This is a genomic window from Rhodococcus sp. IEGM 27, from assembly GCF_033142305.1.
Classification (GTDB): domain Bacteria; phylum Actinomycetota; class Actinomycetes; order Mycobacteriales; family Mycobacteriaceae; genus Rhodococcus_F; species Rhodococcus_F oxybenzonivorans.
Window position 1 is genome coordinate 20,611 of sequence record NZ_JAWLSG010000011.1, and the last position, 15,016, is coordinate 35,626.

Here is a 15,016-nt window from a genome sequence, read left to right on the forward strand (position 1 = left end):
GAGCAGGGTCGTGTCGGAGCCCGGACAGCCCAACGGTGGCTTGAGGCCACAACGTTCGTCGAGCTTCCATGGAACTCGTACAAGAACGAGGCTCAGTGCGAGGTGGAGTGTTTGGACGACTCCATCAAGGTTTTCGATCTAGCTGGGTACTTCCTTCATGAGGACCGGACTCCGGTTTCCGTGGAGGTAAAGAACGTGACTACAGACGCCCACCTGCGAGACAAATACCACGAGTTTCTTGCCGTGGCTTATAGTTCGACGGCTCGACGCTCAGCAAAGTCCAGAGTGGATGACAAGCGCCAGTTCATGTGGGTCTCCTGGCACCCGTTTGGGCCGATTAACCGCTGGACGCAGCTGGAATCTGTGGATGAGATCGAGTCTGCTTTGAAAGAATACGGGCATCTACTAGCAGGGCGCCCAATTGATCCCGCCATCCTGCGACTGGTTTCAGACCGGATTTGGGTTCTCACCTTCAATCCGAAACAGGAGAGATTGAGCCTCGATGCCGAAGAATTGGCCAAGGTGCTGACCGCACTCCCCCGAAAAAGGACGACGTTATGACCTTCAGGGCATCACTTCGGGACGCAATGGACACTACGGATGGGTTGGCCTACATCGATCGCGTGAAGGCCGTGGTTCACAGCCAACTCGAAGAACTCGACAGCACGGCACACATAGAGGACACGAAATACTTCAACCACAGTGCGGTGCCCGACTTCGTGATGAGCTGGCCAGGCGAGCGCGGACAACGGAACGTGTATCTTCGGGACTCCTACGATTCGATAGTTGCAGGTGAGGACGAGAGCTATCTTGCGAAGGTCGAACCAGTCTTACTCGCACTAGATACGAGTGCCGAACGGTCTGAAAGACTGAGTAATGATCACACCGAGCGCGCGGATGCCGTTTCCGGGCGGACACTTGTGACGGATGTCGAAGCAGTCGAAGTGATCGCTGGAGCCGAAAGTACTGCACAGTCTCCTCTGAGGCGACTTGTGCGAGCTAACTTCGTCCGCGGGGCCAGAGGGCATATCGATCACGATCGAGCTGAAATGCTGGTCGGCGGCCCCTCCACCCCTGACTCGGGTGTGGATCAGCAAAGTTTGGCCACTCTAATTTCTAACAGTTTTGTTGAGGATGCCGCGGCCCGCATCACGCGAACCGCGCAGCTCATCGAACTCGCGATGCACGCCACCTCGGACGACTTGAGAGCAGACTCCTCGCTCGTCGGAGGCAAACTCTCTCTTGCCGAGCTCCGTCACCTTTTGCCGTGGCTCCTAACACAACCGGAAGCAATCAGGAACGCGGCCTTCTGGCGGTATGTCGGGACATTGATGTCCTTCGATGACCTCGAACGCATCCGAGACGATCTCTCCAACCTCGATGTCACGCCTCTTATCACGGCGAACGCAGCGAACTGGGAAGCGAACTGGGCCTACCTTGGAGTATCGAAACCGCAAAGGAGTGACGAGGCGGGCTTAGCCACGACGACCGATCCTGGCGGGCAAAGCAGCGATTATTGGTCTTTCGACTCTGGACGACTCGGTCTCAATATCGGAGAGCAACGGATTTTGGTCGCCCGCAATGGTCAGTTGATCCGAGCTAGGGATAACCGATCCTCTGCGTCGTGGGAAGACCTTCGCGGCCCGCTGGCCAACTACCGTCTAGCAAGAGTGGCTCTGCACGGGATTAGACGGTCGATCACAGTCGATGCCGAACAGAGTCCTGATGTCCGGGGAGACGTGGAAGAGGTCGCTACCTCACTTGAGGATCGGTATTACGTAACTGAGGCGACGGTCCGAATCCCTTCAGAGGCGGCGGCCGAAGGCATGTCAAGCCTGCTCGTCGACTTTGGCGGTAGTACCGTTCACACTCGAACCGGCGCAAGCATCAGGGAATTGGCTACAACCGCCGCCCAAGTACTCAACTACCACTCGCCGCAGTTGTTCACTCAAGTCACCGAGACACTCGGTACGCCGAGATTTGCGATCGAGACCGGGTACGAGGATGCGTGAGAGCGTGTAGACCTGGCTGTTCCAGGTCTCGACGGCAAGTATGGGATGCTCCGGATCGGTGATCATGCATTCGTCGGCGAGGAAGACGTAAGTTAGATCCGGATCGCGCAGTTCCCGTACTTCCTCGACCGTCAACCCCTCGAAGGCCCTGTCGTCAACGACGGTGAACTGCGGCCAGTAGTCGTCCTCGTCGGTGTCCTCACTGGTCGCCCGCAACGCCTCGATCCAACCTTCATCGCTGGAGAAGTCGGTGCGCACAAGAAGTGACGCACCACTGGGTAGTCGACGGTCCATCAGAGATGAGTACCGCCACACACGCCGATCCGGCTCCCCGTGTCGACCACTCCTCTGTGGCATGAAACCAGAACTAAGACAGTGGACTCGGAGTCTCTGAGCTCTGCGTCGACCTATTGGACGGCCTAATTAATCACTTCCGCGATCTCAGTGTCTACGCGGCTGCGGATCTACAAGACTCTCAACGGGACCCCACGCGAAGCGACAGGGCGGCGGCCGCCGCGGACACGATGAGGGCGAGGCGCATAAACCTAGACATGGGGCCCTCCGGTGGTGCGGGGCCGACCCACGCACCATTCTCGCAGGTCAAGCACCATCCTCGCGGTGACTCCGGCGCCTTCGCTCGCGGCGGGCATGTCTGGTGATCAGTTTCTGCCGGTTGCCTGGGGCTCGATACATCTCGTCGAGCATCCGGGTTTCGATGTGGGTGTGGTCGCGGAGAATGCGTGTGGCGGCCAGGTACACCAGTTCCTGCCGGGTGGAGCCGAGCCGGTCGGCGAGGGCGTCGAGGTGCACGAGGAGTTCGTCGTCGAGGGCGACGGCGATTCTGGCAGTGAGCGGCTCCGGCCGCAGACCACGCACGGGGGCAACGGCGGTGAGGTCGGCCGTCAGGTCGCCCGGGTTGTCGATAAGTCGGCGGACCGCGACACGCACCAGCGCCGAGGTCAACCGTTTCCCGTACTGGTTGGCGAGCTGCTCGACCTCGCGGCGGATCGAGGGGCGGATCGACGCGCTGAACTTCGCCTCGAGCTGGACCGCGGTGCTCTCGGCCAGCAGCACATTCCGGAAGTCACCGGGTGCGGTGAGGAATCGGTGCAGCGCGACGGCGACGAGATCACCCGGTGTCGCCGCATAGGCGGCGGCGAGGGCGGCGAGGCGGGCGGCGGGCGGCGGCTCGAGCCGCACGGTGATTCGCTCGTGCGGCACCTCCCGGGCCTGCGCGGACACGCGGCGGGCCTGCGCGAGAGCAGCTCCGGCGTCCGGGTAGGCGATCAGTCGGCGGATCCCCACCCGCACCAGGGCCGAGACCCGGCGGGGCCCGTACGCGTCGGCGAGCTCGTGCAGTCGGCGTTTGGTGTCCTCGTCCACGAGGAAGGAGTGTGGCTTCCCGAACGGGCGCCCGGCCGGTGACGGCGCCTTCACCGCCGCGGCGGGCACAGTAGCGGCCGCGGTGGTGGTTTTGCGGCGTTCGTTGCGGGCGAGGAGCTGACCGCGGTTCGCGTCCCCCCGGTAGATCTCGTCGGTCACCGCCTGCTCGAGGTCCCGCGGATGAGCCAGGAGTTGCTGGGCGGCCAGGCGCATCAGTTCGCCGCGATCGGACCCGAGCCGGCGCGCGAGGGCGTCGAGTTGATCGCGGAGATCGTCATCGAAGTGCACATTCGTGCGCGGGCCGAAGACTTCGGGTGCCAGGTCCCGGACGGCCCCGATCGTGGTGAGGTCGGCGGTGAGGTCACCCGGGTCGTCGAGTAGCCGGCGTAGTGCGACCCGCAGTGCCGCGGGGGTGAGGACGTCACCGTTGCGGCCGGTGAGCCGGTCGAGCCGCACCAGTGTGGAGGGGTTGACGTGCAGGCGGGTTCGGCAGGTGAGGTCGTCGCGGGCGTCCTCACGGAGCACGTGGGGTCGGAAGCGGCCCGCCGCGGTGAGGAAGCGGTGTGCGGCGACGCGGACGATCGCGCTGCGTTTGGTGTGGTGGTCGCGGGCCAGATCATCGAGGCGCCGGTCGGTGGCCGGGTCCAGGTCGAAGAATACTTCCACCCTTGGGAGGCTCCGGGCGGCGGCGCAGGCGCGGCGGTACTCATCGAGTGCGGCGGGAACGCGGTCCGGGTCGGCGAGCAGGCGGTGGGCGGCCACACGCACCAAGGCGCCGAAGCGGCGGGGGCCGATCCCGGCGGCTACCTCCTCGAGGTGTTGCTTGGTCTGCGGATCGAAGCGGAGCGGGATCGGATCGCCGACAGGGACGCGGCCCATGCTGCTGGCGGTCTCGGTCATCGCTGTCATTCTCCGTGAGGATGGATGTTCGAAAGCTGGTTCGGGATGGGAAGATCAGATCCGGAGGTTGCTGGTCGATGGAACGCAATGCGCCCCAGCACCGGGGGGTGGCACTGGGGCGCGGGTGTCCAGATCCGGGGGGACGCTGGACACGGGGGGCGTTCAACAGTGCAAAACTTGGGGGGATGCTCTGCGAACGTCGTTGAGTGTACTTCCCACGAAACGGTCGCGCACACACGCCTGGGCAACGGCCGGTCATCCACACACGATGAGTACCGGGCCTGCGCCGTCTGAAGGGAGGGTCACACCAGGGTCAGGTGTCCGGGTTATGAGTCCGGGGGACAATGCCGAGCCTCGGCCTGGGCAGCACCGTCTGGAGATCCGATCCATAGTGGCGCCGAGAGCGAGAGACCCGAGGACGGCGGCCGCGGAGCCCACGGCCGCCATCCTCGGGCGAATCATCTACTCGCGCAACCTTAGTTGTGCTTGTATCCCATCTCTAAACCGTCGAGGTCGAGGTGCTCGAAGACGCCGTGCTCCTGCGACCAGCAGGTGCTGCCGTCGTGGAAGCCGCTGCACTGGTTGTACAGACCCTCGGTGTCGATGGCCGAGGCGGTCGGCGCCAGAACGAGGCCGGCCGAGGTGATGCCCGCCAGCAGTGCGGCACTGGCGATGAGCTTCTTCATGGGTTCTCCCTGTCTCGGTGGATTTCTGCTGATGGTGCGGATTTGTGGCCGGTCAGCTGCCCTTGGCAGCTCGGTGGCCGCGATGGTTCAGAGCGGGTTCGGGTCGGTCGACGACCGCGCCGGTGTCGGCGGCGACCTGTGCAGCTCGAAGACGTGGACCGTCGGGGCGGTGCCGGCGAACAGTGCTTGTCCGGGGGGTTATTCGGCGTCCTGGTCGGCGTGCTCGAGGATCAGATATTGGGCGGAGATCTGCTGATCGACGTCCTTTTTGTTGTCGGTGCCGCTGGCTTCACCGACGTAGCGGCCGTTGGCGACCATGCAGTAGTCCTGTGTGCCGTTGACGGTGTCCTTGGTGACGCACTTGGCGTCGGGCAGCCCGGGCGGGGTAGGGGCGGCGGTGAAGCCCTCGGCGAGGAGATCGTTGTGGAATTCGGTGAGAATGTTTTGGGCGCCGGCGTCGTCCTTGGCCCGGTAGACGGTCGTTTTGTAGACGGCGTTGTGCTCGGATCCGGCGCCGGTGAGGACCTTGTACGTCAGGGGCGGGTTGGTGGAGCGGTGCGCCATGCCGCGGGGGCCGTAGGCGGCCATGTCGTCGCCGAGTTGGGCTTGGGCGTCGTCTTCGGGGATGGCGTAGATGAGGATCTTGTCCTGGTCGATCATGGGCAGTTCCGGGGACTGTCCCCCGTTCTGGGCGCGGGTCGGGGTGGCCGGGAACTGGTCGATCAGCGGTTCCTGCAGGGAGAGGGCCTTCGCGACGGCCTTCGCGGTCCAGTCCTTCTCGGCGGCGGGGGCTTTCGCCCAGGTGTAGAGCAGGTAGTTCCCGTGGGGGGTGAACGCGTTGACCGAGACCTCGGGGCCGGCCGAGAAGTTCGTCTGGCCGGTCGAGGCGAGGGTGTTGGGCAGGATGCCGATGTTCTCGGCGGTCTCGAGGCCGGTTCCGTCGTCGACGGTGAGCAGGTTCTGGTGGATCTCGCGGGCGGTGGCGGCGGCGTCGTCGGGGTTGTTGAACCGCATCACCGCCTGCACAACGGATCGGGACGGGTCGGTGGTTTTCGTGGTGGGGGTGGTGGCGGTCGAGACGTAGCCGTAGAGCATCTGGTGGTTGTGGGCGATGTCGCCGGCGGCGTCGCTGAGGACGACACCGAGGTTCTTGCCGCTGCGCATCACCATCGTGGGCATCTTCACCGAGGTCAGTTCGGGGTCGATCTCGAAGGGGACGACGGTGAACTCGGCGAGCCGCTGACCGTCGACGTCGAGGATCGTCTCCTGGGTGGCGCGCCCGAACTCCGGGGCCGGGGTGGTGGGGTAGCTGCCGGTGTCGAGGGCGGCCGGATCGACCTGTGCGCTCGGGGCGGCGTCGCCGCCGGATTTGCCGGTGGGTTCGGCGGCGGGGTCGTCGGTGCTGGCGCAGCCGGCCAACAGCACGGCGGCGGCGAGCACAGCCGCGGCCGGCCTCCACATGGTGGTCCTCATCGTCTTTTCGGTCCCTTCCCTGTTTTTCGCCCCGCGCTGGTTGTGTGCGTGTCCGTTTTTTGGTGTCGCCGGGCGGGGGCGTGTGGTTCTGGTAGTTGGAGGCCGTGGCCGCCTGGAAGGTTCCCACATCGGGCGAGTGTCCTGCGTCACACAGGTCGGGTGTGGGGGTGGGCTGGGTTGGCGGTGCCGGTCCGGGCCCGCTCACGCTAGGGTTCGAGCGCGCCCGCATACCGGTGCGCGCAGGTCGACGACGGGAAGGGGGGGGTGGGCGTGGAGAGTGCCGCACGCGCCGGGCAGCCGGCCGATGACCCCTCCCCCGCAGCCCCGGCGCCGCCCCGGGAGCGCGCCGAGGTGTTGCTGACGTCGATCACCGGGAAGGTTCTGCGGCCGTTCGGGTATGACGCGATCAGTGATCTCGCCGAGCAGCGGGCCGCCAGTATGGGGCAGACCCGGTCGGTGGTGGTGGTCGGTGAGGTCAAGCGGGGCAAGAGTTCGTTGGTCAATGCGCTGGTCGGGTGGCGGGATGCGTCCCCGGTGGGGGTGGACGTGACGACGTCGACGACGATCAGCTTCGGTGAGGCCACGCCCGAGCAGCCGGGTGGAACGGCGCAGATCCTGTTCCCGGACCGGACCGAGCAAATCCCGCACGCCGATCTGGCGGACTGGGTCTCCTGCGAGGGCGCCCATGTCACCGACGCCCGGGCCCAGGAGTTACCCACCCGGGCGATCGTCCCGGTGCCCGGCAGTCGGCTCGGTGACGTCACCGTGATCGACACTCCGGGGGTGGGCGGGTTGGATCCGTCCTACGCGGTGCTGGCGGAAGCGTCAGCATCGCAGGCGTGTGTGTTGGTGATCGTGTGCGATGCGAGTACCCCGCTGACGGCACCGGAGATGGCGTTCATCGAGCGGACCGGGTCCGCGGTGGAGTCGCTGATCGTGGTGGTCACCAAGACGGACAAGAACATTCGCCGTTGGCGGCTGATCGTCGAGGAGGATCGTGAGCTGCTGGCCCGGCATCTGGGCCGGCAGGTTCCGGTGGTGGGGGTGTCGAGTCTGCGGGCGGTGATCGCCGCGGAGATGCCGCCCGGCCCGGACCGGGACGCAGCGGAGGTGCGGTCGGGGATCACCGAGCTGCGGGAGCTGATCGGGGCGAAACTCGGCATTGCCGAACATCTTCCGGCGATTACCGGGTTGCGGACGGCGGCCGAGGGGTTGGCGGCGTTGGCGGCGGATATGCGCACCCAGATCGGGGCGATCACCCGCAGCGGTGAGGTCATCCCGGATCTGACCGCGCAGTTGGCGCAGTTACAGAGCCTGAAAGACCATTCGGCGCAGTGGGAGCAGTATTTGCAGCGGGATCTGACGTTGATTCGTCAGCACGCCACCGATGATCTCGACCGCAGCCTCGACGGTATCCGGGAGAAGTGGACGACCCGGATCAACAAGAACGGGATGGCGGTGTTGCGGCGGAACCCGCAGCATTTCACCGCGGAGATGGAACGCGATTTTCAGGCGGCGATGGCCGGGGCGGTGAATCTGTTCCTCGAGCAGCTCTACACCCAGATCGTGCAACCGAGGTTCGCCTCGGAGGTGATCTGGCACGAAATCTCCGAGAAGGTCCTCGCGACGTTGTCGAACCGCACCCTGGACACGCATCAGGTGGCCGGGAAACGGCAGGGGCTGCTCGATCCGTCGATGATCACCATGGGGGTGATGGGCTCGTCGATGCTCGGCGGTCTGATCGGGGTCTCGGCGATGATGGGGGTCGGTGCGGTCGTCGGCGTGGCGTGGGTGGGGTTCAATCTCGGGTTCAAGGCGATGCGGGCCGGTAAGACGAATCTGCTGGCCTGGTTGCGGGAGACGATCGCGACCACGAAGACGACCACCGCGCGGATGCTCGAATCCACCCTCGCGCTGGCCCGCCCGGAGATCGTGATCCGCTACCGCGAACACGTGAAGACCTCGATCGAGACCCTGCAGAAGCAGATCAAGGACGCCGAGGACACCGCCCGGACGGATAAGGCCACCCGGGAGAAGAAGCTGACCCGTCTGGAGAACAATCTGCGGGTGGTCGAGAACAACATCACCCGCGCCGAAGCGTTGATCACCGAACTGTCCACCCCCGCTCCCCCATCCGCCATGGGGGGTGGTGTGCGGTGACGGCCACCCCCACCGCCCCGGCCGGGGATCCGGTGCGCGCGGGTTTGGACCGGGCGTTGCATGCGCTCGCCGCGCTGGCCCCCGATCTGGCCGTGCACGCCAACCGGATCGGCCAGATCCTCTGGTCGCCACCGCGGATCGTGATCGTCGGCCGCCTCAAGGCCGGCAAATCCACCCTGGTGAACGCCCTGATCGGGGCGCCGGTCGCCGAAACCGCCGCCCTCGAGGCCACCAGCATCGTCGCCGTCTACCAGGATGGTGCCCCCTCCCGCGCGGAGGTGGTGCTACTCGACGGCGGGCGGGCGCCGGTGCACCTGGTCCGCGGGCACACCGCCGAGCTGGGGGTGCCGCCGGAGCAGGTGGCGTACCTGCACCGGTGGTTACCCTCGGCGGCGATCCGCGATTTCACCCTGGTCGACACCCCCGGTCTGGCCACGCTGACCGCCGAGAACGAGGCCCGCACCCGCCGGGTCCTCATCGACGGATACGAGCAGACCCGCACCGCCTCCGTCGACGCCGACGCCGCGGTGTTCCTGTTCGACTCCGCACCCCGCGCCGACGAGATCTCCTTCCTCAAACAGCTCGGGTTCACCCCGCTCAACACCCTCGGGGTGCTCTCGAGGGCGGATGGGTTCGGGGAAGGAGCGTTGGGGCAACGCAACCCGCTCGAGCACGCCATCGCCCACGCCCGGGTCCTGGCCGGCCGGCTCGCCGACACCGTGATGACGGTGCTGCCGATCGCCGGGTTGCTCGCCGAAACCTCCCACACCGGGGCACTCACCGAGGCCGACGCCCGCGTCCTGGCCTCGCTGACCGGGCACGGGCCCCTGGACGTCCTCGACCTCCTCGACACCGATACCCCCACCGCCCTGCCTCCCGCGGTACGTGATCGGCTCCTCGATCTGCTCGGCGAGTACGGCATCGTTCATGGCCGCGACGTCGCCGCCCGCGGAGCCGCCGCCCTGAACGAGTGGTTGACCGCGCATTCGGGGATCCCGCAACTGCGGGGAGTGCTCTCGCAGCATCTGGGCCGATTCGCCGCCGTGCACCGGGCCAGCCGGATCATCCGCGAACTCGACCAGCTCGCGTTCACCCACCCCGCCCGCGACCAGATCCGGGCCGTCGTGGACACCCTGCGCCGCGACCCCGCCCTGCACACCGTCGTGCTGTTCGAACACCTGCGGTCCATGCTCGAGGCCGACCCCCGCTCCCCCGTCACCACCGAACTGCGCCGGCTCCTCGAACACCGCACCCCGGCACGGCAACTCGGGCTCCCCGACAGTGCGGGCCCGGACCAGATCCGGGCAGCGGCGCAGCAGAAGCTGAGCTGGGCGCACACCCAGGCCCTGTCGACCATGACCGCCGCCGAGGACGCCGCCCTGATCGTGCTGGCGCACACCTACAGCACGATCGCCGCCACCTGACCCCACCATGGCGGACCCGATTTTTGGTGTGGCCGGGATGGGAACCTTTTACCCGCGGCGCGCATCGAACTGTTACCCGCTTGATCGAATCGAAAGACCCCCTTTGTGTGGAAGGACCCCTGTGATGTTCTACCGACCGTCCGAGCCGCTGCCGGTGTGCCGGCGTGACATGATGCCCGGGCGCGGCCGCGCCGTCGTGGTCGCCGGATGTTCTTCGTGGGGTTCGATGTCGGGGGGTAGCAATGTCTAGGCAAGACTGGTTGCTGGGAATCGACTTCGGCACCTCCAACACCGCCGCCGCGCATACCGGTGCGGTCAGCGGTGCGGTGGAAGCGCTGCAGCTCAGCCACAACCGCACCACGATGTCCTCTGCGGTGTTCGTCGAATCACCGGACCAGATCGCGGTCGGGGACGTGGCCACCAACCGCGCCGAAACCAACCCGGCCGCCTACATGCCCTCACCGAAACGGGTGATCGGGCAGGGAGTGGTCAACATCAACGGCTACGAGATCCCGTCGTCGGTGCCGGTTGCCGCGGTCCTCGATTCGGTGATGGCCCGGGCGCGGGCCGCGCACGCCGGGCAAGCGCCCGCCCAGCTGGTGCTCACCCACCCGGAGGCGTGGTCCCCACGCGAGATCCAGGTACTCCTCGACGCGGCCGCCCGGCTCGGTCTCGATGCCTCGCAGGTGACGACGGTGTCCGAGCCGCGGGCGGCGGCGCACTACTATTCGCGCTCGAAGACCCTGCCTCCGGGCGCGAAGATCGCGGTGTTCGACTTCGGTGGCGGCACCCTCGATATCGCTGTGTTGGCCGCGAACGACCGCGGCACCTTCGACGTGGTGGCCGCGCGCGGTGACAACGGGCTCGGTGGGAAGAACTTCGACGCCTACATCCGCCGGTGGGTCGACGAGCAACTCGATGCCCGCAACCCCGAACTCGGTGACTATCTGCGGTCGGCGCCGATCGATGTCCGGCACGCCCTCGATGATTCGATCCGCCGCGCCAAGGAACTGCTGTCGGAGGCGCCGTCGGCGACCATCACCGTCGCCGGCGGCGGGCACACCGAGAAGTTCCAGATCACCCGGGAGGAGTTCGAGGAACTCGTCACCCCGGCGTTGGAGAAGGCGGTCACCCTGACCCGGGCCACGCTCGCCGACGCCCACGTCACCGACCCCACCGGGCTGCACGCGCTGTATTTGACCGGCGGGTCCTCCCGGATCCCGATCGTGCAGGAACACCTCAAAGCCCTCGGGCCGATCGCCACCCTCGATGACCCGAAGACCGTGGTCGCTCAGGGGGCGATCGCCGCGGCGGCCCCGATCGTCCGCGGCCTCGGCAACACCACCCTTCCGGGCGGAGCCCCGCCGCGGTACACCCATCCCGACCCACCCCGCAGCCCGGGCGGTCCGGCGCCGACGGCACCCATCCCGTCACCAGGTCCCGGCCGGGCGACGACGACCTGGCACCCCACCCCCTCACCGGCACCCACCGGCGCCGGTGCCGGTGCCGGGAGGAAGAAGTCGTTGGTGATCGGCGCCGCAGCCGCCGCGGTCGTGGTGATCGCCGGGGTGATCGGGGCGATCACCCTCACCGGCGGCGACGAGAATGCCGCCGATCCGCCGGTCGCCGCCGACACCGCCGCGCCGGCCGGTGACCCCGCGGCCGCGGAGCCGGCGGGCACCTCCGGGAACGGGAGCACCGAGGTTCCGACCACGAAAGAGGCTGTGCTGGCGGCGCTTCCGGCGTCGCTGCGGTCCGACCTGACGGACTGCAAGACCACCGGGGAAACCGAGAACGGTGGCGTGGAGATGCAGTGCACCGTGAAAGAGGGCAGCGCGTTGACCACCGGGATCTCCGATCAGGACTACCAGTCGATCATCGTCAGCGTCGACGCCGCGGAAGCGAAGAAGCGGGTCCTCGGGATCCGGCAAGGTTTCCAGAACGACACCACCTCGACCGACAACGAGATCGTGGAGAACATTCCGCGGACCGCGGCCGCTCACATCGACGGTCCGGGCTACGCGGGCACCTACTCGATCTGGTACGCCAACGGCTCGACCGGGGTGATGGCCAGCTTCGGCGACGCCCAGGGCCTGGCCGGGGCGAAAACGTTCCTCTCCCGCGCCGGCCTGATCAACTAACCCCCGGAAGAACACGCCAGAAGTTCCCGCGCCCGCCCCGGCTTGTCCGGGGCGGGCGCACCTGTCTTACCGGGCCTTTCACACCGGCTGCGGCCGGTGTGAAAACTTTTTCGGATCTGCCGGGAACCTTTCGGGTCGCTCACCGCATCCAACTCTCGACAACACAAGGGAACTCCGCTTCCCGCCCAGCGACCTTCGACGACAAGGACTGTGACCATGAGCAACCCCCGCAGCGCACAGGACAACCAGAACTCCACCGGCACCACCTCGCCCAGCCCGAACCTGACCGGGGATCCGCAGGACGCCACCTACACCACCTCCCCCGCCGCGGGTGCGCAGCCGCCCGCGGGTGATCCGATCCCCGCCACCGCGGCGGCCCCCACCGGCCGGGAAGCCGGAGCCGATACCGATCTGGGTGCAGGCGCCGCCGGCGAGGCCGTCCCGGGCGTCGGCGGGGAGTATTACTCGCCGCGCGACGTCGACGGCGACGGGGACGTCGACCTGATCCACAGCCGCGTCGAGGGAGTCGAGACCATCACCCATATCGACGAGGACGGTGCCATCACCCTCGTCGAGCAGGACACCGACGGTAACGGCACCTACGAGACCGGGATCGCCCCGACCGCGGGCGGGGTGCGGCTCGCCGAGGACCTCGACGACGACGGAACCGTCGACCTCGCCACCCACCTCGACTCCGCCACCGGTGCACCGGTCCGCCAGGACGTCATCGCGGGCGGGTTGATCACCGACACCCAGTTCGACACCAACTCCGACGGCAACCCGGATCTGCAGGTGATCGACAGCAATGGTGACGGCCGCTTCGACACCGCGGTCCTCGACACCGACGCTGACGGGATCACCAACGAGACCCTGGTCGACACCAACGCCGACGGCACCTTCGACCTGCGCACCACCGACACCGACAACGACGGCTCGCAGGAGTCGTTCGACACCGCCACCGACGGGCACCTCGGGTCGATCGAGCAGTTCGAAGCCCTCATCCCCGCCGAGGACCACTACCACGAGCAGGCCGGCACCTACCCCGGCGAGACCCCGGCCGACGTTACGGCCACCGACCTGACCTGACCCCACACCCAACCCGACCCACCCACCACAGCGCCGTCGCACCCCGCCGTCGGTGTGGCCGGCCGGTGGGTGCAACCCCACCCCTGCCACCTGCCGACGTCGGGTGCGGGTCGAACCTCACTCCGGGAGAGCACAATGGATGACATGCACGCGGACCTCACGGCCGCAGCCTGGTCCGCCGGCCCACTCGACGACGACACGTACCTCGGCGAACCGGTCCCGATCGAGGAGGACCTCGACGCGATCCCCGGACCGGTCGAGGACGACCCGTTCGCGGTGCTCGCCGACCCGGCGGCAGCGGTGGATCTGTCCGGCATCGACCTGAGCGCACTCGACCCCGATCTCGACGAGCCGCCGATGCTCCCGCCGCCAGGGGACGAGGCAGAGGTGGACGCAGCCGACCCGGTACCGGGCACTGAGCCGCAGTCTCCGGTCGAGGGTGCGGGCGGGGACGGAGTGTACGGGGACCCGGTGGAATGGTCGGTGAACTGGTTCTACCAGCAGGTCGACGGCTACTGCGGGCCGTCGAGCGCCGCGCAGGTGATCGCCGAGTACACCGGGGTGGTCATCGACGACCCCCAGCAATTGGTCGACCGGGCCCTCGAACTCGGACTCATGCAAGACGGTGACCCCGCCCGCGGCATGACGTTGCCGAACCTCGAGATCCTCCTCGAAGACCAAGGGGTGCCCTGCACCGTGCAGGACAGCTCGATCGAGGACCTGAAAGCCAAGCTCGAGGGCGGCTACGGGGTGATCGCGATGGTCGACTCCGGTGAGATCTGGAACCCGGACACCGAAGCCGGGGAAGACGCGACGGCCGACCACTTCCTCGTCGTCGCCGGCATCGACGAAACCCGCGGGGTGGTGATCCTCTCCGACCCCGGCGCCCCGAACGGCAACCAGCTCGAGGTTCCCATCGACCAGTTCGAGGACGCCTGGGCGGATTCGGGCTGCCGGATGCTGGTCGCCGACACCCCCGACCGCGACCTGGCCGACCATCCGGACCCGGCGGCGATGGCGGTGGCCTCCCCCGATCGCCGGTGGGCGATGATCGACCTGTAGTCGCCGGTCGCTACCAGCCGACCACGCATGGGGCGTGCACACTGGAGAGGCCACACCGGATGTCGACGGTGATCGGAAGAAGGCCGGTGATCGGCGGGAACCTTTCGACGATCCGATGCATCCAACTGGTAAGGGTGCGCCGTGGTGGCGCACCGAGACACTGAGGGAAACGAGGTGAGAGCAGCAGTGGACGACGACTCCGTCCTTGCAGCACTGGGGATATCGGGCAGTGCGCTGCCGCCCGTGCCCGACGATGTGTGGGCGCGCGCGCTCGAGATCGCTCTCGACCCGACCACCGCCCTTGCTGACTCCGATCTCGTCCCCGACATGGACGACGTTCCCGTCGTACCCGAGGACGACGACCTCATCCTGCTTGACGACGAACTCGACACCGACGGTGACGGCGGGGTCACCGACCTCGATACCGATACCGGCGAACCGGATTTCGACCTCCCGGCGGGCGAGGATCTTCTCGATGACGACAGCGTCGACCCGTCCACGCTCGGCGTCGACGACCCGGCCGATCCCGGCATCGACCTCGGCGGGCACCACGACATCGACCCACTCTGACCACCAACCGATCCTCACCCGCCCCGGGCGTGGTCCGCAGCAGAGTTCCTGGTCGACCTGGCTGTATGTGACGGCGGGTACGATTCCCTCGGCGCCCGGGGGGCGGCGAATACAGTGAT

11 protein-coding genes and 1 pseudogene are annotated in these 15,016 nt (G+C 67.2%); 8 read left to right on the forward strand and 4 right to left on the reverse strand.

Features of this window, described 5'->3' with window-relative positions:
* Positions 1-111 precede the first annotated feature (111 nt).
* The gene (locus tag R4P95_RS27780; RefSeq protein ID WP_317747394.1) at positions 112-561 is read left to right on the forward strand and encodes a hypothetical protein; all 450 of its coding nucleotides are present in this window, start codon (positions 112-114) and stop codon (positions 559-561) included.
* The gene (locus R4P95_RS27785; protein ID WP_317747395.1) at positions 558-2,012 is read left to right on the forward strand and encodes a hypothetical protein; all 1,455 of its coding nucleotides are present in this window, start codon (positions 558-560) and stop codon (positions 2,010-2,012) included. Before R4P95_RS27780 ends, R4P95_RS27785 begins: the two co-directional genes overlap by 4 nt.
* A 27-nt stretch (positions 2,013-2,039) precedes the next feature.
* Here R4P95_RS27785 and R4P95_RS33695 read toward each other — a convergent pair.
* The 4 genes and pseudogenes from R4P95_RS33695 to R4P95_RS27800 form a co-directional block, all read right to left on the reverse strand.
* A pseudogene (locus R4P95_RS33695) lies at positions 2,040-2,369 on the reverse strand (DUF6924 domain-containing protein); the annotation flags it as partial.
* 243 nt (positions 2,370-2,612) lie between these two features.
* Positions 2,613-4,295: a ribbon-helix-helix protein, CopG family gene (locus R4P95_RS27790; RefSeq protein WP_317747396.1), complete on the reverse strand. Its 1,683-nt coding sequence runs from the start codon at positions 4,293-4,295 to the stop codon at positions 2,613-2,615.
* Between the two features lie 476 nt (positions 4,296-4,771).
* A complete protein-coding gene (locus R4P95_RS27795; protein WP_317747397.1) occupies positions 4,772-4,981 on the reverse strand; it encodes a hypothetical protein in 210 nt (69 codons plus the stop codon).
* A gap of 198 nt (positions 4,982-5,179) precedes the next feature.
* Entirely contained in the window at positions 5,180-6,454 is a 1,275-nt protein-coding gene (locus tag R4P95_RS27800; RefSeq protein WP_317747398.1) for a hypothetical protein, read from the reverse strand.
* A 270-nt stretch (positions 6,455-6,724) separates the two neighbouring features.
* Between R4P95_RS27800 and R4P95_RS27805 the strand changes: the two genes are divergently transcribed.
* From R4P95_RS27805 to R4P95_RS27830, 6 genes are all read left to right on the forward strand, one after another.
* Positions 6,725-8,614 carry a dynamin family protein gene (locus R4P95_RS27805; protein ID WP_317747399.1) on the forward strand — a complete coding sequence of 630 codons (1,890 nt, stop codon included), beginning with the start codon at positions 6,725-6,727 and terminating at the stop codon, positions 8,612-8,614.
* On the forward strand, positions 8,611-10,038 hold the full coding sequence (locus R4P95_RS27810) for a GTPase (protein ID WP_317747400.1): 1,428 nt from the start codon (positions 8,611-8,613) through the stop codon (positions 10,036-10,038). Before R4P95_RS27805 ends, R4P95_RS27810 begins: the two co-directional genes overlap by 4 nt.
* 242 nt (positions 10,039-10,280) lie before the next feature.
* On the forward strand, positions 10,281-12,179 hold the full coding sequence (locus R4P95_RS27815; protein ID WP_317747401.1) for an Hsp70 family protein: 1,899 nt from the start codon (positions 10,281-10,283) through the stop codon (positions 12,177-12,179).
* A 216-nt stretch (positions 12,180-12,395) separates the two neighbouring features.
* Positions 12,396-13,265: a hypothetical protein gene (locus R4P95_RS27820; RefSeq protein ID WP_317747402.1), complete on the forward strand. Its 870-nt coding sequence runs from the start codon at positions 12,396-12,398 to the stop codon at positions 13,263-13,265.
* Between the two features lie 135 nt (positions 13,266-13,400).
* Entirely contained in the window at positions 13,401-14,327 is a 927-nt protein-coding gene (locus R4P95_RS27825) for a C39 family peptidase (protein ID WP_317747403.1), read from the forward strand.
* A gap of 174 nt (positions 14,328-14,501) precedes the next feature.
* Entirely contained in the window at positions 14,502-14,897 is a 396-nt protein-coding gene (locus tag R4P95_RS27830; protein ID WP_317747404.1) for a hypothetical protein, read from the forward strand.
* Positions 14,898-15,016 lie beyond the last annotated feature (119 nt).

Excerpts from the sequence above, each read along its gene's own strand:
- R4P95_RS27820 (WP_317747402.1), top strand. The coding sequence starts at position 12,396 with ATGAGCAACCCCCGCAGCGCACAGGACAACCAGAACTCCACCGGCACC.
- R4P95_RS27785 (WP_317747395.1), top strand. The coding sequence starts at position 558 with ATGACCTTCAGGGCATCACTTCGGGACGCAATGGACACTACGGATGGG.
- R4P95_RS27825 (WP_317747403.1), top strand. The coding sequence starts at position 13,401 with ATGGATGACATGCACGCGGACCTCACGGCCGCAGCCTGGTCCGCCGGC.
- R4P95_RS27800 (WP_317747398.1), bottom strand. The coding sequence starts at position 6,454 with ATGAGGACCACCATGTGGAGGCCGGCCGCGGCTGTGCTCGCCGCCGCC.
- R4P95_RS27795 (WP_317747397.1), bottom strand. The coding sequence starts at position 4,981 with ATGAAGAAGCTCATCGCCAGTGCCGCACTGCTGGCGGGCATCACCTCG.
- R4P95_RS27790 (WP_317747396.1), bottom strand. The coding sequence starts at position 4,295 with ATGACCGAGACCGCCAGCAGCATGGGCCGCGTCCCTGTCGGCGATCCG.
- R4P95_RS27815 (WP_317747401.1), top strand. The coding sequence starts at position 10,281 with ATGTCTAGGCAAGACTGGTTGCTGGGAATCGACTTCGGCACCTCCAAC.